Genomic DNA, 21,009 nt, shown 5'->3' with positions numbered 1-21,009 from the left:
TCCTGGATATCGGGCTCATTCGACGCCCGACTCGTTGAACTTGTTCTTCAGCACCAGGAACTCGTCGTGGTCCTTGGCGAACTCGGTCTTGTTCATGCCGTCGGTGGCGACGAAGTAGAGCCAGCCGTCGTCCGTGGGGTCGATCGCCGCCTTCAGCGCCTCCATGCCGGGGTTGCCGATCGGTCCCGGCGTGAGGCCCTCGTGGTAGTAGGTGTTGTACGGGTCCGGGTTGTTCCGGATCTCGGACTCGCCGATCCTGATCTCGCTCTGGCCCTGGAGATAGTTGAAGGCGGAGTCGAACTCGATCTTCCGGTTGGTCTCGGTGTTGTCGGGCTTCAGCCGGTTGTAGATGACCTCGGACATCTTGCGGAAGTCTTCCTCGGTCTTGCCCTCGGCCTGGACCAGGCTGGCCACGGTGACGAGCTGCCAGGGGTTCTCCAGCCCCAGCTCCCGGGCCTCGGCGGCCAGGTCGACGCGGTCGTACTCGGCGACGGCACGGGTCACCATCCGCTTGAGGACCTTCTCCGGCTCGGTGCCCTTGGCGACGGGGTAGCTCGCGGGGAAGAGGAAGCCCTCCAGCGGGTCCTTGACCTTGGAGTGGCCCGTGGCCCAGGCCGGGAGTCCCATCTCCCCGGCCTTCTCCTGGGCGACCTTCGCGGTGGTGCCGGGGTCGAGCTCCAGCCGCTTGTCGATCTGCTGGTAGACCCAGACATTGCGGCGGCCCTCGGGGATGATCAGCGCGTTGCGGCTCTCGGGCTTGAGCATGGTCGCGAGGGCGCTGGCCGCGGACATCTCCTTCTTCAGGGTGTAGACCCCGGCCTGGATGCCGTTGCCCCCCTCGGGGTTGCTGCTCTGGGCGGCGACAAAGGCGTCGACGCTCTTGACCACGCCGTTCCTCTTGAGAATCCGGCCGATCTCGGCGCCGACGGCGCCCTGGGGGATCTCGACCTGGACGGTGCCGGTGCCCGCGCCGCTGTAGTCGGGGGCCGCGCCGAAGCGGCCCTCCCAGTACTGGTAGCCGACATAGGCGACCACGCCCAGCCCGCCCGCGAGGACGGTGGCGACGACCAGGCAGGCGATCCCGTTGCGGCTCTTCTTCTGCTTCCGGGGGCGGCCGGAGCGGCCGCTGCCGCCCGCGTCGCCGCCCCGCCGGGAGCGCGCGGGTGCGGGGGCCCCGTCGCCGGGGCCGTCCTCGTCGGCGGCGGGGGACGGCGCGTCGACGGGGGACGCACCGGTGTCCTCGGCCGGCCCGGCGGCACCGGTGGCCGCGGGGTCCGCCGCGGGGGTCCGGCGGCCCGGGGGCTCCGGCGGCGGGTAGGCGTCCGGGGTGGTGTACGGATCGGGCATCTGCCCGCCGTAGGGCTCGGCCGCCACCTGCGCGACCTGGGCCGGGTCGTACGCGACCTGCGCCGGGTCGTAGGTGAGCGCGGTCTGCCGGCCCGCGTCCCAGCCCCCGGCGGCGTACTGCTGCTCGCCGTACTGCTGCTGGGGGGCCGGGTACTGCTGCTCCGCGTAGACCGGTGCCTCCGGGCCCCCGTACACCGGGCCGGGCTGCTGCGGCTGCTGCTGCCCCTGCCCGGCATACGGGTCCTGCGGCTGACCGGCATACGGGTCCTGCTGCCCGGTGTACGGGTCCTGGGGCTGACCGGCGTACGGCTGCCCCGGCTGCGGCTGTCCGCCGTACGGCTGCTGCTGATACGGATCGGGCTGCCCGGCGGCGTACTGCTGCTGGGCGGCCTGCTGCGCGGCGTACGGGTCGACGGGCTGCTGCTCCGGATACGGCTGACCGGGCGACGCCTGCTGCGCCGCCCATGCCGGGTCACCGAACAACGGGTCCTCCGGAGGCCACGGCGCGGAGTCCTGACCCCGTCCATATTCAGTCATGGTTCCCCAAACAGCCGCGAGGGGTCCGGACGGTCCGCCTCTCCGTTGAGCAGCGGCTGCTCGAAAAGCGCCGCATCGCGCGGAACGTTACCGTATCGCGATCAGACAACCACTTCGACGGACTCGCCCGGGGGTGAACCTGCCGCCCGTTCGGACTCCAGGGCGTTCTGGAGGATGACGACGGCCGCCGCCTGGTCCACGACCGAACGGCCCTTTTTCGCCTTGACCCCCGAGGCGCGCAGCCCCTGGGTGGCGGTCACCGTGGTCATCCTCTCGTCCACCAGCCGCACCGGAACGGGTGCCACGCCCCGGGCCACTTCCCCGGCGAAGGTACGGACCTTCTTGGCGGCCGGGCCCTCCCGGCCGTTGAGGGAGCGGGGCAGACCGACGACGATCTCGATGGGCTCGTACTCCTCGACCAGCGCCCTGATCCGCCGGTGGGCGGCCGGGACATCACGTCCCGGCACGGTCTCCACCGGGGTGGCGAGCACCCCGTCGGGGTCGCAGGACGCGACCCCGATCCGGGCGTCCCCCACATCGAGGGCGAGACGGCGGCCCCGTCGGAGAGAGCTCACGAGACCTCGGCCACCAGACGCTCGACGGCGGCGATGGCCTCGCCGACGGCCTCGGGGTTCTGGCCGCCGCCCTGGGCGACGTCCGGCTTGCCGCCGCCGCCTCCACCGAGCGTCTTGGCGGCGGTGCGCACCAGGTCACCGGCCTTGAGCCCGCGCTCGCGCCCGGCCTCGTTGGTGGCGATGACGGTGAGCGGACGGCCGTTCGCCACGGTGAACAGCGCCACCACGGCGGGCCGGTCGCCGGGGATGCGGCCCCGGACGTCGAGAACCAGCCTGCGCAGGTCGTCGGCGGAGGTGCCGTCCTCGACCCGACCGCTGACCAGGGCCACGCCATGGATGTCCTGGGCACCGGCGGCGAGCCCCGCGGCGGCCTGGAGCACCTTCTCGGCGCGGAACTTCTCGATCTCCTTCTCGGCGTCCTTCAGCTTGGCGAGCATGCCGGAGATCTTCTCGGGCAGCTCCTCGGGACGGCCCTTGACCAGCTCCTGGAGCTGGGCGACGACCGTGTGCTCCTTGGCGAGGAAGTTATAGGCGTCCACGCCGACCAGGGCCTCGATCCGGCGCACGCCGGAGCCGATGGAGGACTCGCCGAGCAGCTTCACCAGGCCGAGCTGGGCGGTGTTGTGCACATGGGTGCCGCCGCACAGCTCCTTGGAGAAGTCGCCGATGGTGACGACGCGGACCCGCTCGCCGTACTTCTCGCCGAACTCGGCGATGGCACCCTGCTTCTTGGCCTCGTCCAGGCTCATGACCTCGGCCTGGACGTCCAGCTCACGGGAGAGGACCTCGTTGATCCGCTGCTCGACGTCGGTGAGGACCGAGCCGGGGACGGCGGAGGGCGCGCCGAAGTCGAAACGGAAGCGGCCCGGGGAGTTCTCCGAACCCGCCTGGGCGGCCGTCGGGCCGAGGGCGTCGCGCAGCGCCTGGTGGGTGAGATGGGTGGCGCTGTGGGCGCGGGCGATGGCGCGGCGGCGCTTCACATCGATGGCGGCGTAGGCGGAGGCGCCCACGGTCACCTCGCCGACCTGCACCGAGCCCTTGTGCACGGAGACACCGGGCACCGGCTGCTGCACATCGCGCACCTCGATGACGGCGCCGGAGTCCAGCTTGATCCGGCCCTGGTCGGCGAGCTGACCGCCGCCCTCGGCGTAGAAGGGGGTGCGGTCGAGGACGACCTCGACCTCGTCGCCCTCGGTGGCGGCGGGCGAGGGCACGCCGTCGACGAGCAGACCGACGATGGTCGACTCGCCCTCGGTGGCGGCGTAGCCGGTGAACTCGGTGGCGCCGGAGCCGTCGGCGACCTCGCGGTAGGCGGAGAGGTCGGCGTGGCCGGTCTTCTTGGCCTTGGCGTCGGCCTTGGCCTTGGCCCGCTGCTCCTTCATCAGACGGCGGAAGCCGTCCTCGTCCACGCTCAGGCCCTGCTCGGCGGCGATCTCCAGGGTGAGATCGATGGGGAAGCCCCAGGTGTCGTGGAGCAGGAACGCCTTGTCGCCCGCGAGGACGGTGCCACCGGTGGCCTTGGCCTCGGTGATGGCGCCCTCCAGCACATTGGTGCCCGCGTTGAGGGTCTTGAGGAAGCGGGCCTCCTCGGCGAGGGCCACGGCCTCGATCCGGGTGCGGTCGGTGACCAGCTCGGGGTACTGCTCGCCCATGGTCCGGACGACGACGTCGACCAGCGCGGCGACGACCGGTCCGGTGGCGCCGAGCAGCCGCATGTTGCGGATGGCGCGGCGCATGATGCGGCGCAGCACATAGCCGCGGCCCTCGTTGCCGGGGGTGACACCGTCGCCGATGAGCATGACGGAGGTGCGGATGTGATCGGCGATCACCCGCAGGGAGACGTCGGAGGCGTGGTCGGCGCCGTAGCGGACGCCGGTCAGCTCGGTGGCCTTGTCCATGACGACGCGCAGGGTGTCGGTCTCGTACATGTTCTGTACGCCCTGGAGGATCATGGCGAGACGTTCGAGGCCGAGGCCGGTGTCGATGTTCTTGGAGGGCAGGTCGCCGAGGATCGGGAAGTCCTCCTTGCCCTCGCCCGCGCCGCGCTCGTACTGCATGAAGACCAGGTTCCAGATCTCCACGTAGCGCTCGTCGTTGACGGCGGGGCCGCCCTCGGCGCCGAACGCGGGGCCCCGGTCGTAGTTGATCTCGGAACAGGGGCCGCAGGGGCCGGGGACGCCCATGGACCAGAAGTTGTCCTTCTTGCCCAGCCGCTGGATGCGCTCGGCGGGCACACCGACGACATCGCGCCAGATCTGCTCGGCCTCGTCGTCGTCCTGGTAGACGGTGATCCAGAGCTTCTCCGGCTCCAGGCCGTAGCCGCCGTCCTCGACGGGGGTGGTCAGCAGCTCCCAGGAGAGCTTGATGGCGCCCTCCTTGAAGTAGTCGCCGAAGGAGAAGTTGCCGCACATCTGGAAGAACGTGCCGTGCCGGGTGGTCTTGCCGACCTCTTCGATGTCCGGGGTGCGGACGCACTTCTGCACGCTGGTGGCGCGCGGGAACGGCGGCTTGGTCTCGCCGAGGAAGTAGGGCTTGAACGGCACCATGCCCGCGTTGATCAGCAGCAGAGTCGGGTCGTCCGCGATGAGCGACGCCGAAGGGACGACGGTGTGCCCGCGCTCCTCGAAGAAGCTCAGCCAGCGGCGGCGGATTTCAGCCGACTCCATCAGTGGTCCTCATTCCGGTTGTATGAATAGGGGTGGATGTGCGTGGACCGGCCGGGGTTCCCGAGGGCCGGACGGCGGGGCCCCGGGGGGACCGCGGTGCCGGGGCCCGCGGACGGCGCCGGGTCGGGCCGGTGGGTGGTGCCGAGTACTTCACCCAACTCGGCCTCGCGCTGAATCATTCCGGCGCGGACGTCCAGAGCGAAGTCCTTGAGCTTGTGACCTGCGTCGATGGCCTTGTTGGCGGCCTGGGCCGCAAGGCTTTCGGGGGTCAGTCGCTGAATCTTGCGGTTGACCTTGGTGGTGGCCCAGACACCGGCGGCAGCACCCGCGGTGAACCAGAAGGCGCGGCGGAACATCTGTGTCAGCCCTTCCTGCCCCAGCGGCCACGGGTGGCGCGGGCGGGCGGGACGGTACGGCCGACGACCACGGTGCGGTCGCGCTCCCGCGGGGTCCCGTCGTCCGTGCGGCCCATCGCCCGGCGTACGCCGTAGCCGAAGGCGGCGACCTTGACCAGCGGGCCGCCGAAGGTGGAGGCGACGGTGGTGGAGAGCGCGGAGGCGTTGGAGGTGACCTCCTGGACATCGGTGGCGATGGCGTCGACCCGGTCGAGCTGGGTCTGCGCGGAGCGGACCGTCGCGGAGGCGTCCGCCAGCAGCGGCACCGCCTGCTCGGTCACCTCCGTCACCAGCCGCGTCGTCGCCCTGAGCGTCTGCGCCAGCCTCACCAGCGCCACGGCCAGGAAGGAGACCAGGATCGCCCAGAAGACGGCGACCAGAATCCCGGCCACCTCACCACCGGTCACGCCGCACCGCTCTCTGCTTGTCGCTGGATGTCTTGAGAAATTGTCCACCGAGCCTATCGCGCCCGCCGGGGCGTCCCGGCACGAATATCGCGGGGACACCCGGCAGCCGCGGACCGGGCCGGAGGAGGCCCGGGAACGCGAGAGCCCGCCGCTCCCCCAGGGGTGAACGGCGGGCCGTTGCGCGCAGTGGTACCGCGCCGTCCGGATCAGCGGCCGGCGTAGTACTCGACGACGAGCTGCTCGTCGCAGATCACGGGGATCTCCTTGCGCTGCGGGTCCCGGTCCATGCGGAAGGCCAGGGCCTTCAGGTTGACCTGGAGGTAGCGCGGGGTCTCACCGTCGGCGGCGAAGCCACCCTCGCGGGCGACCTGGAACAGGCTCTTGGCGCGCGAGCGCTCGCGGACCATCACGACGTCGTCGGGACGGACGCGGAAGGACGGCTTGTCGACCTTGCCGCCGTTGACCTCGATGTGGCCGTGGACGACCATCTGACGGGCCTGGTAGATGGTGCGGGCGATGCCCGAGCGCAGCAGCAGCGCGTCGAGGCGGCGCTCCAGCTCGACCACCAGGGCCTCGCCGGTCTTGCCCTCGGCCTTGCGGGCGCGGTCGTAGGCACGGGCCATCTGGCGCTCGCTGATGTTGTACTGCGCACGCAGCCGCTGCTTCTCCAGCAGACGGACCTTGTAGTCCGAGTTCTGCTTGCGGCCACGGCCGTGCTCGCCCGGCGGGTACGGACGGGCCTCGAAGTACTTGACGGCCTTCGGCGTCAGCGCGATGCCGAGCGCACGAGACTTCTTGACCTTGGGACGCGACTGGTTAGGCACGTTCTCCAGACCTCCGAAATAGGTTAGGTTAGGCTCACCTTACTCAAGGAGATCGCATGTCTCGCCCGGGGAACACCACACGCATCACGGACAGCACAAAAAACGCCGACGCTGTTCAGAAGAGCGTCGAGGTGACGGAGGTCCGATCAGCTCATGGTCAGCCGCGTCACAGCGGGCATGAATCCGACCGGATGCCGTCAGCAGCCGATCGCACACGAACTCTCGTACAGAGTACATGCTCGGCGGTGCTGATGATTCCGGGCCTCGACGTGCCCCGCACGGAGCAGCTCGTCCCGCAGGCCCGGGTGGTGGGCCCGGACGGCGAGGTGTTCCTGCTCTTCCCGGCCGACTCGCCCGCCGTGCGGGCCGCCACCCACGCCCAGGACGACGAGCTGCCCGCCGTTCTGGAGATCACCGATGTGGCCCCGGTCTCGGTCCCTCAGCGCATCCGGGGCCGTGCCTGGGTCTCGGGGTGGCTGACCTGCGCCCCCGGCCTCGCCGAGCCCGGCTCGACGATGGTCCGCCTGGAGCCGGGCGAGCTGTATGTGGACGATCTGTGGGGCGCCTGCTCCGTCGACGCCGACACCTTCGCCCGGGCCTCGGTGGACCCCCTGACCGCGCACGAGACGGAGCTGCTCCAGCATCTGCACTCCGCCCACAGCGGGCAGGTGCAGGAGCTGTGCGGCCTGCTCGGGGACCGCACCCGGGCGCTCGCCGACGGCGACGGCTCCCCCGTCCGCGCGGTGCCGCTGGCCCTGGACCGCTTCGGACTGCGGGTGCGGTTCGTCGGGGAGCGCTGCTTCGACGCGCGCTTCGACTTTCCCGAGCCGGTGGACGGCGTCACGGAGCTGCGCCGGGCGATGCGCGCCCTCTTCTCCGCCGCCGCGGGCTGACCCGGGCCGCGCCCGCGCGGCGGCGGTGCGCGTCAGCCGCCGGAGGGGCCCGGGTGCCCCAGCCGCTCGCGGACCCGCTCCACCACGTCCGCGTACCGGGCCTCCGCGCCGTACCGGGTCGGCTCGTAGTACCGCTTGCCGTGGAGGGCGTCCGGCGCGTACTGCTGGGCGGCGATCGCGCCGGGCACGTCATGGGGGTAGACATAGCCCTGGGCATGGCCCAGCTTGGCCGCGCCCTGGTAGTGGCCGTCCCGCAGATGCGCCGGGACGGGGCCCGCGAGCCCCGCGCGGACATCGGCGAGCGCCGCGCCGATCGCGGTGGTCGCGGTGTTGGACTTGGGGGCCAGCGCCAGGGCGATCGTGGCGTGGCTGAGGGTGAGCGCGGCCTCCGGGAAGCCGATCATGGCCACGGCCTGGGCCGCGGCGACCGCGATGGGCAGCGCCGCGGGATCGGCGAGACCGATGTCCTCGCTCGCGGAGATCATCAGCCGCCGGGCGATGAACCGGGGGTCCTCCCCCGCCTCGATCATGCGGGCCAGATAGTGCAGCGCCGCGTCCACGTCGGAGCCCCGGATGGACTTGATCAGCGCGCTCGCCACGTCGTAGTGCTGGTCGCCGTCCCGGTCGTAGGCCACGGCCGCGCGGTCGACGGTCTCCTCGACGGTGCCGAGGGTGATCTCCGCCTCGCCCTTGTCGAGCGCGGCGCCCGCCGCCGCCTCCAGCGCGGTCAGGGCCCGCCGGGCGTCGCCCCCCGCGACCCGCAGCAGATGCGCCTCGGCGTCCTCGGGCAGGGTGAGCGCCCCGCCGAGCCCGCGCTCCTCGCGCAGCGCCCGGGCGAGCAGCCCGCGCAGATCGTCGTCGGTCAGGGGCTCCAGGGTGAGCAGCAGGGAGCGGGAGAGCAGCGGGGAGATCACCGAGAAGTAGGGGTTCTCGGTGGTGGCGGCGATCAGGGTGACCCAGCGGTTCTCCACGGCGGGGAGCAGGGAGTCCTGCTGGGCCTTGGAGAAGCGGTGGATCTCGTCCAGGAAGAGGACGGTCTCCTTGCCGAAGCCGCCCGCGGCGCGCCGGGCGCCGTCGATGACGGCCCGGACCTCCTTGACGCCCGCGGTGATCGCGGACAGCTCCACGAAGCGCTTGTCGGTCGCGGCGGAGACCACATACGCGAGGGTCGTCTTGCCGATGCCGGGCGGGCCCCAGAGGATCACCGACGAGGCTCCGGCGGGGCCGCCGGGGCCCTCGCCGACCAGCCGTCGCAGCGGTGATCCGGGCTTCAGCAGATGCCGCTGCCCGACGACCTCGTCCAGGGTGCGCGGACGCATCCGGACGGCCAGGGGGCTGCTGGACGGGTCCTTCTCCTGGCGGGCTTCGGCGGCGGCGGTGAACAGGTCGGGCTCCACACAGGGCAGCCTATGTCAGCCCACTGACAACGCGGCCCGCGGCGCCCGCCCGGCCGGTGCCGCCGGTGCCGCCGGTGTCAGCTCGTCCAGAAGTCCCACCAGCGGGTCAGCACCAGCATGCCGATGCTGCCGATCCAGAGCACGGGGGGCATCCAGTGGAACTCCAGCAGCCCGGAGCGCAGCCCCTCGGGGACCTTGATGATCCGGTGCCGGACATTGTGGACGGTGACGTAGCAGAACATCACGATGGTCGCGGCCCAGGCCAGCGAGCACCACAGACAGAGCGAGTTGATCACGTACAGCGACTGGTACATCAGCCACATGCAGAACCCGGCGCCGAAGGCGGTGCCCGCGTTCAGCCCCAGCCAGTACCAGGGGCGGAAGCGCGCGCCCGCGAGCAGGGCCATGCCGATGGCGATCACCATGCCGTAGGTGACCAGGCCCAGCATGGGGTTGGGGAAGCCGAAGACCGACGCCTGGTCGCTCTTCATGATGTTGCCGCAGGAGACCACCGGGTTCAGGCTGCACCCGGGGGTGAAGGAGGGGTCCTCCAGCAGCTTGAACTTGTCGATGGTGATGACCCAGGCCGCGAGCAGCCCCGCCGCGCCCGTGATCACCAGCAGCCAGGCGAAGGGGCGGCTGCCGCCCACCGTCCGCCGGCCGTCGCCGTCCTCGTCCGCCCGTTCGCCGGAGGCCACGTCGTCCATCGCCGCTGTCGTCATATCGATATCGCCGTTTCGCCGTTTCCGTTGCTGGGAGCCGCTCGGACACGGACATTCTGCCGCACCCCCCGCCGTCCGCTCCCTGCGTGGACGGCGCGCGGAACACCAGCATGCCCGCTGGGCAGGGCCCCGGAACAGGGCCGTTCGGCCGCGGCGGGGCCGCCGACCGCCGTGCCCGCCCCGGTGCGGTGCCGGTGTGAGGGAGCGGGCCCGGGGTTGACCGGCGGCCTCCGGGTACGCGGACGGCCCTGTGCCCGGGTACGCGTACGGCCCCGGGAGCGGCGCTCCCGGGGCCGTACGACCGGCCGGTGCCGGACGGGGCTCAGGCGAGGAGCGCGCCCAGCTCGTCCACGACCGTGGAGAGCGGTACGGGGCGCTGCTCGCCCGACTCCATGTTCTTGAGCTGCACGACGCCCTCGGCGAGGTCGCGCTCACCGGCGACGACGGTGTACCGGGCGCCGCTGCGGTGGGCCACCTTCATGGCGCCCTTGAGGCCGCGGCCCCCGTAGGCGAAGTCGGCGGCGACGCCCGCCCGGCGCAGCCGGGTGACGACGCCGAACAGGGCGCGGCGGGCCTCCTCGCCCAGCGGGACGGCGAAGACGCTGGTGGCGGGCGGCAGCTCCAGCGACACGCCCTCGGCCTGGAGGGCCAGGACGGTGCGGTCGACGCCGAGCGCCCAGCCGACGGAGGGCAGGGCCGGGCCGCCGAGCATCTCGGAGAGCCCGTCGTAGCGCCCGCCGCCGCCCACGGCGGACTGGGAGCCGAGGCCGTCGTGGACGAACTCGAAGGTGGTCCGGGTGTAGTAGTCGAGGCCGCGCACCAGCTTCTCGTCGTCCTCGAAGGAGACGCCCGCCTCGGTCAGCAGCTCGCGGACCTCCTGGTGGTAGGCGCGGCAGCCGTCGCAGAGGGAGTCGCGCAGGGAGGGGGCCCCCGTGAGCTGCCTCCGTACCTCGGGCCGCTTGTCGTCGAGGACGCGCAGCGGGTTGATCTCCACCCGGCGGCGGGTCTCCTCGTCGAGGTCGAGTCCGCGCAGGAACTCCTGGAGGGCCTCGCGGTAGACGGGGCGGCACTCCTGGTCGCCGAGCGAGTTCAGCAGGATGCGGAAGTGGCGCAGGCCCAGCGAGCGGTACGCCTGGTCGGCGAGGATGATCAGCTCGGCGTCCAGGGCCGGGTCCTCGGCGCCGATCGCCTCGGCGCCGACCTGGGAGAAGTGGCGGTAGCGGCCCTTCTGCGGCTTCTCGTAGCGGTAGTACGAGCCGGAGTACCAGAGCTTGACCGGCAGGACGCCCTGCTTGTGCAGGTTGGCCTCCAGCGCGGCGCGCAGGACGGACGCGGTGCCCTCGGGGCGCAGGGCCAGCTTGGTGCCGCCCTTGGTCTCGAAGGCGTACATCTCCTTCGTCACGATGTCGGTGGACTCGCCGACACCGCGCGCGAACAGTTCGACGGCTTCAAACCCTGGCGTCTCGACATAGCCGTAGCCGGAGTTCTTCAGCGGAGCCGCGATCGCCTCACGAACCGCCAGGAACGTGGCGGAGTCGGGCGGCAGCAGATCGTAGGTGCCCCGGGGGGCCTGAAACGTGGTCACAGGGGTTTCTCTCGTCACATTCCTCGTCGGGGAGCGTCCGCGCTCCCGAGGCCGTCGGCGACATCTCGCAGATAGGGGTTGGAGACGCGCTCACGGCCGATGGTCGTCTGGGGACCGTGTCCCGACAGCACCACGGTCGAGTCGTCCAGCGGGAGGCACACACGGGCCAGGGAGCGGAGCATCTCGTCGTGGTCGCCGCCGGGCAGGTCGGTGCGGCCGATGGAGCCGGCGAACAGCAGGTCGCCCGAGAAGAAGACCGAGGGGATCTCGGTGGTCTCGGGCAGCCGGAAGGTCACCGACCCCTTGGTATGGCCGGGCGCGTGCGCCACGGTCAGCTCCAGACCGGCCAGCTCCAGTCGGCTGCCGTCGGTCAGCTCGTGCACGTCGGAGGGTTCTCCCACGGTCAGCTCGCCCATGAGCCGCGCGCCGAGCGAGCGGCCGAGGGCCTTCTCCGGGTCGCTCATCATGTAGCGGTCGGCGGGGTGGATCCACGCGGGCACGTCGTGCGCGCCACAGACCGGGACCACCGAGGCGACATGATCGATATGACCGTGGGTGAGGACCACGGCGACCGGCTTGAGCCGGTGCTTCCTGACGGCCTCGGCGACGCCCTCGGCGGCCTGGTGGCCCGGATCGACGATCACGCACTCCTCACCCGCGGCGGGGGCGACCAGATAGCAATTGGTCCCCCAGGCCCCGGCGGGGAACCCGGCAATCAGCACGTTCGTCCTCGAAGTGGTTACGGAGGGTGGTCGAGAGTGAAGCTCGCTGGCGTGAAATGCAGCAGATCAGAGCCTACCGGCGCTCCTCGCTCCACAGCCAACCCGTATACGGTACGGGCACACGCCACGCACGGCACAGAGGAACTGAGGGAGAACACCCGGTGGTCAGCAGCGAGCAGCGGCGGCGGCAGCTTGCCCGAGAGAAGTTCGAGCGCCAGCAGCAGCGTCGGGCCCAGGCCCGGAAGAGGAAGCAGCGGAACACGGTGATCGCGGCGGCGGTCGCCGTGGTGCTCGCGGCGGGCGCGACGGCCTTCGCGACCGGGGCGTTCTCCGGCGGCGACGACGGCAAGGACACCAAGGCCAAGGAGCAGCCCGCGGCGAGCGACTCGGCCGCGCCGCCCGAGGAGAAGAAGAGCCCCGAGCCCGCCTTGTCGATCGACAAGAAGGCGACGTACTCGATGAAGCTCGACACCAGCCAGGGCCCGATCACGTTCGCGATGGACGCGGCGAAGACGCCCCGGACGGCGAATTCCTTCAAGGCCCTGGCCGACAAGGACTTCTTCGACAACACGAAGTGCCACCGGCTCACCACGCAGGGCATCCATGTGCTCCAGTGCGGCGATCCCAAGGGCGACGGCACCGGCGGCCCCGGTTACAACATTCCCGACGAGAACCTGGACGCGCTGGGCAAGGCGGGCGCGGACGGCACGGTGACCTATCCGCCGGGCACGGTCGCGATGGCCAACACCGGGGCGCCGAACAGCGGTGGCAGCCAGTTCTTCCTCGTCTACAAGGAGACCAAGCTGCCGCCGACGTACACCCCGTTCGGAAAGATGGACGCGGCCGGGCTGAAGACGGTGGAGAAGGTCGGCAAGGGCGGAGTGGCCACCGGCGGTGGCGACGGCCCGCCCAAGCTGGAGGTCACGGTGAAGAAGGCCACCGTCACCAAGGGATGACCCGCCTCGGCGGGCCGGGGAATTTCGGCCGTGCTGAGTGCGGACAGGCGGGCGACCGGTCGCCTAGATTGGCGTTGTGCAGGGCGGGCACAGCCCGCCCCAGGAAACTGTGGACGATGCCCGGGGGCGGGAGCCCGCGCGGGTATCAGGTGGAGGAGGCGCTGTGAGCAGCGACCCGTGGGGCCGCGTCGATGAGACGGGCACCGTGTACGTGCGTACCGCCGACGGCGAGCAGGTCGTCGGATCGTGGCAGGCCGGGACCCCTGAGGAGGCCCTGGCCTATTTCGAGCGCAAGTACGAGGGCCTGGTGGTCGAGATCGACCTCCTCGAACGGCGGGTGAGGACCACCGACCTGTCGGCGAAGGACGCCCAGGCGGCCATCGACCATCTGCGGGAGCAGATCGTCGAGCACCACGCGGTGGGCGATCTGGACGCGCTGGCCAAGCGGCTCGACGGGCTCGTCGAGGCGGTCGACAAGCGCCGCGAGGAGCGCAAGGCCGAGCGGGCGAAGCAGCACGACGAGGCCCGGCGGGCCAAGGAGGAGCTGGTCACCGAGGCCGAGGAGCTGGCGCAGAGCGAGCAGTGGCGGTCGGCCGGCGAGCGGCTGCGGGCACTGGTGGACACCTGGAAGGGGCTGCCCCGGCTCGACCGCAAGTCGGACGACGAGCTGTGGCACCGCTTCTCGCACGCCCGCTCGGCCTTCTCCAAGCGCCGCAAGGCCCACTTCGCCTCGCTGGACGCCCAGCGCGAGGAGGCCCGCAAGGTCAAGGAGAAGCTCGTCGGCGAGGCCGAGGGGCTGTCCGGTTCGACGGACTGGGGGCCGACGGCCGCCCGCTACCGCGACCTGATGGCCCAGTGGAAGGCCGCGGGCCGGGCGCAGCGGGAGGCCGAGGACGAGCTGTGGAACCGTTTCCGCGGCGCCCAGGACGTCTTCTTCGCGGCGCGCAGCGAGGTGTTCGCGGAGCGTGACGCCGAGCAGTCGGAGAATCTGAAGCTCAAGGAGGAGCTGGCGGCCGAGGCCGAGAAGCTGGTTCCGGTGACGGATCTGAAGGCCGCGCGGGCCGCCTTCCGCTCCGTCAACGAGCGCTGGGAGGCCGTCGGGCATGTGCCCCGGGACGCCCGGGCGCGGGTCGAGGGCCGGATGCACGCCGTGGAGCGCGCGCTCCAGGAGTCCGAGGAGAGCGAGTGGCGCCGGACCAACCCTGAGGCGCGGGCGCGTGCCGCGGGTCTCACGGGCCAGCTCCAGGCGGCCGTGGACAAGCTGCGGTCCCAGGTCGACGCCGCTCGGGCGGCGGGCAACAACGCCAAGGCGGACAAGCTGGCGAAGGAGCTGGAGGGCCGTCAGGCCCTGCTGGACCAGGCGCTGAAGGGCCTGGAGGAGTTCGGCGGCTGACCGTCGGGCGGCGGCTGACGGCCGCCGTCCGCGGACGCGGCGTGAGGGGCCCCGTACTCCGGTACGGGGCCCCTTTCCTGCGCCCGCCGCCCGCTTCCATGTTTTTTCGCACCTTTTTCGCGCCGGTTCCCGCCCTCTCCGACACCGTTATCCGGAATCTTCATTCCGCTGTCACTCGCTGCAAGAATGCCGCTATCCGGATTCCTTGGGGGCGTCTCTCGAAAAATTCTGGCGGCTGAAAATCGCCGCCTGTTCATCACGCTGTGAAACACCACGAGGCAACCCTCTCCCCACAATCCCCGTCTCCCTCAATGACCGAAGACATTGGCCACCACGGGGAAACACACCCGCGGTTCCGGGGGACAGAACGGGGATGGACGTGCACCGCCATCAGCGTGAAAAGTATTTCCTTGTCGACGACGGAAACATTCTGGAATCCGATGGCCGGGGCGGGGCGCAGAGCCGCGTTCCGAGCGCCGAGGAATCCCAGACGGCATTCCGTTTCTCACGGATGAGCAAACAGAAAGGCGTTCAGGTCAGTGAGGGGCTGCGCGTAAAACTCGCGGAGGCCATGACAACAGGATCGGGTCCGGCGCCCGATCCCGATTCCCAGCCCGGAATTCCGGCCGGGTACACCTATCTCGGTCAGTTCGTCGACCACGATCTGACCCTGGACCGCACCCAGGTCGCGCTGGGCGACCCGGTGCCCGTGGAGGAGCTGCTCCAGGGCCGCTCCCCCGCGCTCGACCTGGACTCCCTGTACGGGATGGGGCCGGACCACGCGTCGAGCAGCCGCTTCTACGAGGTGGACGGACGGCTGAAGACGGGGGACGCGCTGGGCGTGGGCTTCCCGCCGTCCTTTCCGCCCGCCAACACCGATCAGAAGGGCTTCGACCTGCCCCGGGCCGGAGCGACGGCCCCGGGGACCAAGGCCGACCAGCGGGCCCCCCTGATCCCGGACGCCCGCAATGACGAGAATCTGATCGTCGGCCAGCTCCATCTGGCGTTCATCCACTTCCACAACCGGGTGGTCCAGCGGCTCGCGGTGGGCGGGCGGCCCGTGCCCGAGGTCTTCCGGGCCAGCCGTGACCTGGTCGTCAAGCACTACCAGTGGATACTGCGGACGGACTTCCTGCCCCGGATCGTGGACCCCGCGATCGTGGACGACGTCTTCACCAACGGCCGCCGCCACTTCGAGGTGCCCGGCCCGGTGGGACAGCCCGGGGAGCACCCGACGATGCCCATCGAGTTCTCGGTGGCCGCCTACCGCTTCGGCCACAGCATGATCCGCGCCGGCTATCAGTGGAACCGCGTCTTCCGGACGGGCGGGCCCGGCGGGGTGGCGACCCTGGGGGCGCTCTTCCGGTTCAGCGGTACCTCGGGCAACCTCAGCGTCGGTCCCGATGACCTCAGCGACCTCGACGACCCGAACTCCGGCGACTTGCTCCGGCTGCCCAGCAACTGGATCACCGACTGGCGCAGGCTGTTCGACTTCGGCTCGGCGGGGCGGACGGACCTCGCCGTTCCGGCGGTCGAGTTCAATGTGGCCAAGAGGATCGACACCCTGCTCGTCGACCCGCTGACGACGCTCCCGACCGGGACCTTCGAGGGCCGGGGCAAGCCGGCTCCGCCGCCCCTCCACCGCAATCTCGCCTTCCGCAACCTGGCCCGCGCCGGGATGGTCGAGCTGGCCACGGGGCCGCAGCTCGCGGCCCAGATGGGGATACGCCCGCTGACCGAGCAGCAGATCGTCGACGGGGCCGGGGGCGCCCGGCTGACGGGGCTCACCGCCGCCGAGCGCGCCGAACTCGTCGCGCACACCCCGCTGTGGTTCTACATCCTGCGCGAGGCGGAGGTGAACGCGAACCATCCGGGGCTGCTCACCGGTGTCGGCGGCCGGCTGGTGGCCGAGGTGTTCCACCGCTCGATCGACGGCAGCCGGATCTCCATCATCAGGGAGCCCGGCTGGCGGCCCACGCTCCCCGCCCACCGGGCGGGCAGCTTCACCATGGCCGATCTGCTGCTGTTCGCCTTCGAGAACGACGCCAACCGGCTCAACCCGCTGGGGGACGGACCGCTCCCCGCCGCCGGGGGCGGCGCCGCGGCCTGATCCGCGGCCGACCAGGACGGCCCTGGCCGGAAGCCCCCCGCTCCGGCCGATAAGGGGCCCGATGCCGCCGTCCCTCCCCCAGGGCGGCGGCATCGCCCCGGTCGGTTATGGCCGGCGGGCGGAGGTCACCCGGTAGACGTCGTACACGCCCTCCACGCCCCGCACCGCCTTGAGGACATGCCCCAGATGCTTGGGGTCGCCCATCTCGAAGGTGAAGCGCGAGGTCGCCACCCGGTCGCGGGAGGTCTGCACCGCCGCCGACAGGATATTGACGTGCTGGTCGGACAGGACCCGGGTGACGTCCGACAGCAGCCGGGACCGGTCCAGCGCCTCCACCTGGATGGCCACCAGGAAGACGGAGGACTGGGTGGGCGCCCACTCGACCTCCAGAATCCGCTCGGGCTGCTGCGACAGCGAGTCCACGTTGACGCAGTCGGCGCGGTGCACGGAGACCCCGCTGCCCCGGGTGACGAACCCGATGATCGGGTCGCCGGGCACCGGGGTGCAGCAGCGGGCCAGCTTCACCCAGACGTCCTCGACGCCCTTGACCACCACACCGGGATCGGCGGCGGAGCGGCGCTTGCCGCGCCCCCGGGAGGGCGGCGCGGACTCGGCGATGTCCTCGTTGGCGGCCTCCTCGCCGCCGAGGGCCTGCACCAGTTTCTGCACCACGCCCTGGGCGGCGACATGGCCCTCGCCGATCGCCGCGTACAGCGAGGAGATGTCGGGGTAGCGCATCTCATGGGCGAGGGTGACCAGGGAGTCCCCGGTCAAGATCCGCTGGATGGGCAGGTTCTGTTTGCGCATGGCCCGGACGATGGCGTCCTTGCCCTGCTCGATCGCCTCGTCGCGGCGCTCCTTGGAGAACCAGGCCCGGATCTTGTTGCGGGCCCGCGGGGACTTGACGAAGCCCAGCCAGTCGCGGGACGGGCCCGCGCCCTCGGCCTTGGAGGTGAAGACCTCCACCAGATCGCCGTTGTCGAGGGTCGACTCCAGCGGGACCAGCCGCCCGTTGACCCGGGCGCCGATGGTGCGGTGGCCGACCTCGGTGTGGACGGCGTACGCGAAGTCCACCGGTGTGGCACCCGCGGGCAGCGCTATGACATCGCCCTTGGGCGTGAAGACGAAGACCTCGTTGCGGGAGAGGTCGAAGCGCAGCGACTCCAGGAACTCCGAGGGGTCCTCGGTCTCCTTCTGCCAGTCGAGGAGCTGCCGCAGCCACGCCATGTCGTTGACGTGGTCGTCCTTGCCGGACTTCCGGGGCACGTCGGTCCGCACCTTGGACGCCCCGGCCACGGCCTCCTGCTTGTACTTCCAGTGGGCCGCGATGCCGTACTCGGCCCTGCGGTGCATGTCGAAGGTGCGGATCTGGAGCTCGACCGGCTTGCCGTTGGGTCCGATGACCGTCGTGTGCAGCGACTGGTACATGTTGAACTTCGGCATCGCGATGTAGTCCTTGAACCGGCCGGGGACCGGATTCCATCGCGCGTGAACGGTACCGAGCGCCGCATAGCAGTCACGGACGGTGTCGACGAGGACACGGATGCCGACGAGGTCGTAGATCTCCGCGAAGTCCCGGCCGCGGACGATCATCTTCTGGTAGACGCTGTAGTAGTGCTTGGGGCGTCCGGTGACGGTGGCCTTGATCCGGGCGGCCCGCAGATCGGACTGGACCTCGTCGGTCACTATCGCCAGATACTCGTCCCGCTTGGGCGCGCGCTCGGCGACCAACCGGACGATCTCGTCGTACATCTTGGGGTAGAGGATCGCGAAGGCGAGGTCCTCCAGCTCCCACTTGATGGTGTTCATGCCCAGCCGGTGCGCCAGCGGGGCGTAGATCTCCAGGGTCTCGCGGGCCTTCTTCTCCTGCTTCTCCCGCTTGAGATAGCGCATGGTGCGCATGTTGTGGAGCCGGTCGGCGAGCTTGATGACCAGCACCCGGGGGTCCTTGGCCATGGCGACGACCATCTTGCGCACGGTCTCCGCCTGCGCCGCCTCGCCGAACTTGACCTTGTCCAGCTTGGTGACGCCGTCCACCAGCAGGGCGACCTGGTCGCCGAAGTCACGGCGGAGGGTGTCCAGGCCGTACTCGGTGTCCTCGACGGTGTCGTGCAGCAGCCCCGCCATCAGGGTCGCCGGGTCCATGCCCAGCTCGGCGAGGATGGTGGTGACAGCGAGCGGGTGGGTGATGTACGGATCGCCGCTCTTGCGCTTCTGGCCCCGGTGCCAGCGCTCCGCGACCTGGTAGGCCCGCTCGATCTGCCGCAGCGTGGCCGTCTCGATCTTGGGGTCGTTGCCGCGGACGATCCTGAGCAGGGGCTCCAGAACGGGGTTGTACGGGGAGGAGCGCTGTACGCCGAGCCGGGCGAGGCGGGCGCGGACGCGGTTGGAGGAGGCGGTGCCCCGGGGCACGGACCCCGAGGAGGGCCGGGGCGCCGGCTTGGACAGCGGCCGGGCCGGGGCGGGCTGGGCCCCGTTCCCGGGCTTCAGCGCCGATACGGGGGATGCTCCGGACACGGTGTGTCCCCGGGTGGCCATGGGCTTGTCACCCGAGGTCTTCGCGGGCGCGCCCTGGCCCGGTGCGGCCTGATCGGCCTTCCGGTCGGGCTGCGCGGCGGCGGCGGGACGGGCCTCGTCTGGCAAGAGCGCTCCTCGTGCAGTTCCGGCTCCCCCGGGCAGGTCCGGAAAGGCCATCGTATCGACCTCTCTGTCCTGCTGCCCCAGAGGGAGAAACAGACCCCTGGGGTCCCGGCATTCCCGGGACCCCAGGGGTCGGGTACCCCTCTCACCACCGGAGACGTCTCCGGCGGCGGAGTGGTTCAGAGCGCGAGCAGGGCCTCCAGCGGAGCTCCCGCGAGAGTGGGCTCCAGCCGGGCCCGCCCGCCGAGGAAGCCCAGCTCCATCAGGACCGCGAGTCCGGCGACATCGGCGCCGCCCCGGCGGATCAGCTCCATCGCCGCGGCGGCGGTGCCACCGGTGGCCAGGACGTCGTCGATGACCATGACCCGGTCGTCCGGGGTCAGGTCCTCGGCGTGCACCTCGATCTCGGCGGTGCCGTACTCCAGCGCGTACGCCTGGGAGAGGGTCGCCCCGGGGAGCTTGCCCGCCTTGCGGATCGGGATGAAGCCGAGGCCCGCGCGGACGGCGACCGGGGCGCCCAGGATGAAGCCCCGGGCCTCCAGACCGACGACCTTGGTGGCGCCGTGGCGCACACACACCTCGGCGAGCGCCTCGGTCAGCACCGAGAACGCCTCGGGGTCCGCGAGCAGCGGGGTGATGTCCTTGAACACCACACCCGGCTGCGGATAGTCCGGAACGTCCCGGATGCGGCTGAGCAGCAGCTCCTGTGCTCCCCCGGTCATCGGCGCCGTCCCGCGGAGCGGCCCCGGCCCCGGCCGCCGCGCGGGGCGACGACCCCGGCCCCGGCGGGGGCGGCGTCACCGTCCAGCGCGTCCGGCTCGTCACCACCGGTGTCCGCCAGGTCCTCCGCGTCCGGCGACTCGCCCCGGGCGGCAGCGGCGGCCCGCTTGGCGAGCACCCGCTTGCGCAGGGCCTTCATCTGCGGGTCGCGCTCCTTGAGGTCGGCGACCAGCGGGGTGGCGATGAAGATCGACGAGTAGGCACCGGCCGCGAGACCGACGAAGAGCGACAGCGAGATGTCGTTCAGCATGCCCGCGCCGAGGAAGCCGCCGCCGATGAAGAGCAGACCGGCGACCGGCAGCAGCGCGACCACGGTGGTGTTGATGGAACGCACCAGCGTGCCGTTGAGGCTGCGGTTCGCGATCTCGCTGTAGGTCCAGCGGGTCTGCTTGGTGATGCCCACGGCACCCTCCTTGAGACCGTCGAAGACGACGACGGTGTCGTAGAGGGAGTAGCCGAGGATGGTGAGCAGACCGATCACCGTACCCGGGGTGACCTCGAAGCCGACGATCGCGTACACACCGACCGTGATGGTGAGGTCGTGGATGAGCGCGATCAGTGCCGCGAGCGCCATCCGCCACTCGAAGGCGATCGCGAGATAGATCACCACCAGGATCATGAAGATCCCGAGGCCGGTCCATGCCTTGTTGGCGATCTCCTTGCCCCAGCTCGGACCCACCAGCTCCTTGTTGATCTTGTCGGCGGGGACGTCGAGGTCCTTGGCCAGGACGGTCTGCACCTTGGTCGCCTGCTGGGTGTCCAACTCGCTGACCTGGACGCGCAGCGTGCCGTTGCCCAGCTTCTGGACGATGGCGTGGTGGCCGGAGGCCTCCGCCGCCGACTCCTGGACCACGGAGACCGAGGCACTGGTCTTGGGCGTGGTGAAGACCGCGCCGCCCTTGAACTCGATGCCCATGTTCAGACCGCGGATCGCCAGACCCGCGATGGCGACGATCGTGATCAGTATGGAGACGCCGTACCAGAGCCACCGCTTGGCGACGAAGTCGTAGCCGATCTCGCCGCGGTGGAGCCGGGCGCCAATGGTGCCGAGACGCGACAT

General features: G+C 71.0%; 17 protein-coding genes. 4 read left to right on the top strand and 13 right to left on the bottom strand.

Annotation, left to right across the window (positions count from 1 at the left end):
- Window positions 1–15 precede the first annotated feature (15 nt).
- The 6 genes from mltG to rpsD form a co-directional block, all read right to left on the bottom strand.
- Window positions 16–1,884 carry an endolytic transglycosylase MltG gene (mltG, locus tag CRV15_RS24595; RefSeq protein ID WP_003959748.1) on the bottom strand — a complete coding sequence of 623 codons (1,869 nt, stop codon included), beginning with the start codon at window positions 1,882–1,884 and terminating at the stop codon, window positions 16–18.
- Window positions 1,885–1,985: 101 nt separating this feature from the next.
- On the bottom strand, window positions 1,986–2,459 hold the full coding sequence (ruvX, locus tag CRV15_RS24590) for a Holliday junction resolvase RuvX (protein ID WP_003959749.1): 474 nt from the start codon (window positions 2,457–2,459) through the stop codon (window positions 1,986–1,988).
- Window positions 2,456–5,125: an alanine--tRNA ligase gene (gene alaS, locus CRV15_RS24585; protein ID WP_003959750.1), complete on the bottom strand. Its 2,670-nt coding sequence runs from the start codon at window positions 5,123–5,125 to the stop codon at window positions 2,456–2,458. The genes ruvX and alaS overlap by 4 nt, the downstream gene beginning before the upstream one ends.
- Window positions 5,125–5,481 carry a hypothetical protein gene (locus CRV15_RS24580; RefSeq protein WP_003956395.1) on the bottom strand — a complete coding sequence of 119 codons (357 nt, stop codon included), beginning with the start codon at window positions 5,479–5,481 and terminating at the stop codon, window positions 5,125–5,127. The genes alaS and CRV15_RS24580 overlap by 1 nt, the downstream gene beginning before the upstream one ends.
- Before the next feature lie 5 nt (window positions 5,482–5,486).
- A complete protein-coding gene (locus tag CRV15_RS24575; protein ID WP_003956394.1) occupies window positions 5,487–5,927 on the bottom strand; it encodes a DUF948 domain-containing protein in 441 nt (146 codons plus the stop codon).
- Window positions 5,928–6,133: 206 nt separating this feature from the next.
- Window positions 6,134–6,751, bottom strand: a complete 618-nt coding sequence (gene rpsD, locus CRV15_RS24570; protein ID WP_003956393.1) for a 30S ribosomal protein S4 — start codon at window positions 6,749–6,751, stop codon at window positions 6,134–6,136.
- 191 nt (window positions 6,752–6,942) lie between these two features.
- Between rpsD and CRV15_RS24565 the strand changes: the two genes are divergently transcribed.
- Window positions 6,943–7,644: a DUF2470 domain-containing protein gene (locus tag CRV15_RS24565; protein ID WP_029182848.1), complete on the top strand. Its 702-nt coding sequence runs from the start codon at window positions 6,943–6,945 to the stop codon at window positions 7,642–7,644.
- 32 nt (window positions 7,645–7,676) lie between these two features.
- Here the strand turns inward: CRV15_RS24565 and CRV15_RS24560 are convergent, their stop codons facing one another.
- The 4 genes from CRV15_RS24560 to CRV15_RS24545 form a co-directional block, all read right to left on the bottom strand.
- Window positions 7,677–9,041 carry a replication-associated recombination protein A gene (locus tag CRV15_RS24560; protein WP_003959753.1) on the bottom strand — a complete coding sequence of 455 codons (1,365 nt, stop codon included), beginning with the start codon at window positions 9,039–9,041 and terminating at the stop codon, window positions 7,677–7,679.
- A gap of 77 nt (window positions 9,042–9,118) precedes the next feature.
- Entirely contained in the window at window positions 9,119–9,763 is a 645-nt protein-coding gene (locus tag CRV15_RS24555) for a vitamin K epoxide reductase family protein (RefSeq protein ID WP_003959754.1), read from the bottom strand.
- Window positions 9,764–10,085: 322 nt separating this feature from the next.
- Window positions 10,086–11,348: a histidine--tRNA ligase gene (gene hisS / locus CRV15_RS24550; RefSeq protein WP_009995513.1), complete on the bottom strand. Its 1,263-nt coding sequence runs from the start codon at window positions 11,346–11,348 to the stop codon at window positions 10,086–10,088.
- 14 nt (window positions 11,349–11,362) lie between these two features.
- Window positions 11,363–12,070, bottom strand: a complete 708-nt coding sequence (locus CRV15_RS24545; protein WP_003956390.1) for an MBL fold metallo-hydrolase — start codon at window positions 12,068–12,070, stop codon at window positions 11,363–11,365.
- A 161-nt stretch (window positions 12,071–12,231) separates the two neighbouring features.
- On the opposite strand from CRV15_RS24545, the gene CRV15_RS24540 reads away from it, so the two are divergent.
- The 3 genes from CRV15_RS24540 (at window position 12,232) to CRV15_RS24530 (ending at window position 16,529) form a co-directional block, all read left to right on the top strand.
- Complete coding sequence (locus CRV15_RS24540) at window positions 12,232–13,026, top strand: peptidylprolyl isomerase (RefSeq protein ID WP_003956389.1); 795 nt, start codon at window positions 12,232–12,234, stop codon at window positions 13,024–13,026.
- Between the two features lie 163 nt (window positions 13,027–13,189).
- Window positions 13,190–14,419: a DUF349 domain-containing protein gene (locus CRV15_RS24535; RefSeq protein ID WP_009995515.1), complete on the top strand. Its 1,230-nt coding sequence runs from the start codon at window positions 13,190–13,192 to the stop codon at window positions 14,417–14,419.
- A 511-nt stretch (window positions 14,420–14,930) separates the two neighbouring features.
- On the top strand, window positions 14,931–16,529 hold the full coding sequence (locus tag CRV15_RS24530; protein ID WP_230864097.1) for a peroxidase family protein: 1,599 nt from the start codon (window positions 14,931–14,933) through the stop codon (window positions 16,527–16,529).
- Between the two features lie 105 nt (window positions 16,530–16,634).
- On the opposite strand, the gene CRV15_RS24525 is transcribed toward CRV15_RS24530, so the two are convergent.
- The 3 genes from CRV15_RS24525 to secF form a co-directional block, all read right to left on the bottom strand.
- Window positions 16,635–19,172, bottom strand: a complete 2,538-nt coding sequence (locus CRV15_RS24525) for a RelA/SpoT family protein (RefSeq protein WP_003956386.1) — start codon at window positions 19,170–19,172, stop codon at window positions 16,635–16,637.
- 176 nt (window positions 19,173–19,348) lie between these two features.
- Window positions 19,349–19,891, bottom strand: a complete 543-nt coding sequence (locus tag CRV15_RS24520; protein WP_003956385.1) for an adenine phosphoribosyltransferase — start codon at window positions 19,889–19,891, stop codon at window positions 19,349–19,351.
- On the bottom strand, window positions 19,888–21,009 hold the full coding sequence (gene secF / locus CRV15_RS24515) for a protein translocase subunit SecF (protein ID WP_003956384.1): 1,122 nt from the start codon (window positions 21,007–21,009) through the stop codon (window positions 19,888–19,890). The genes CRV15_RS24520 and secF overlap by 4 nt, the downstream gene beginning before the upstream one ends.

Origin of the sequence: Streptomyces clavuligerus, assembly GCF_005519465.1 — a bacterium.
GTDB classification, from domain to species: domain Bacteria; phylum Actinomycetota; class Actinomycetes; order Streptomycetales; family Streptomycetaceae; genus Streptomyces; species Streptomyces clavuligerus.
This window is presented reverse-complemented; position numbering and strand designations above follow the sequence as displayed.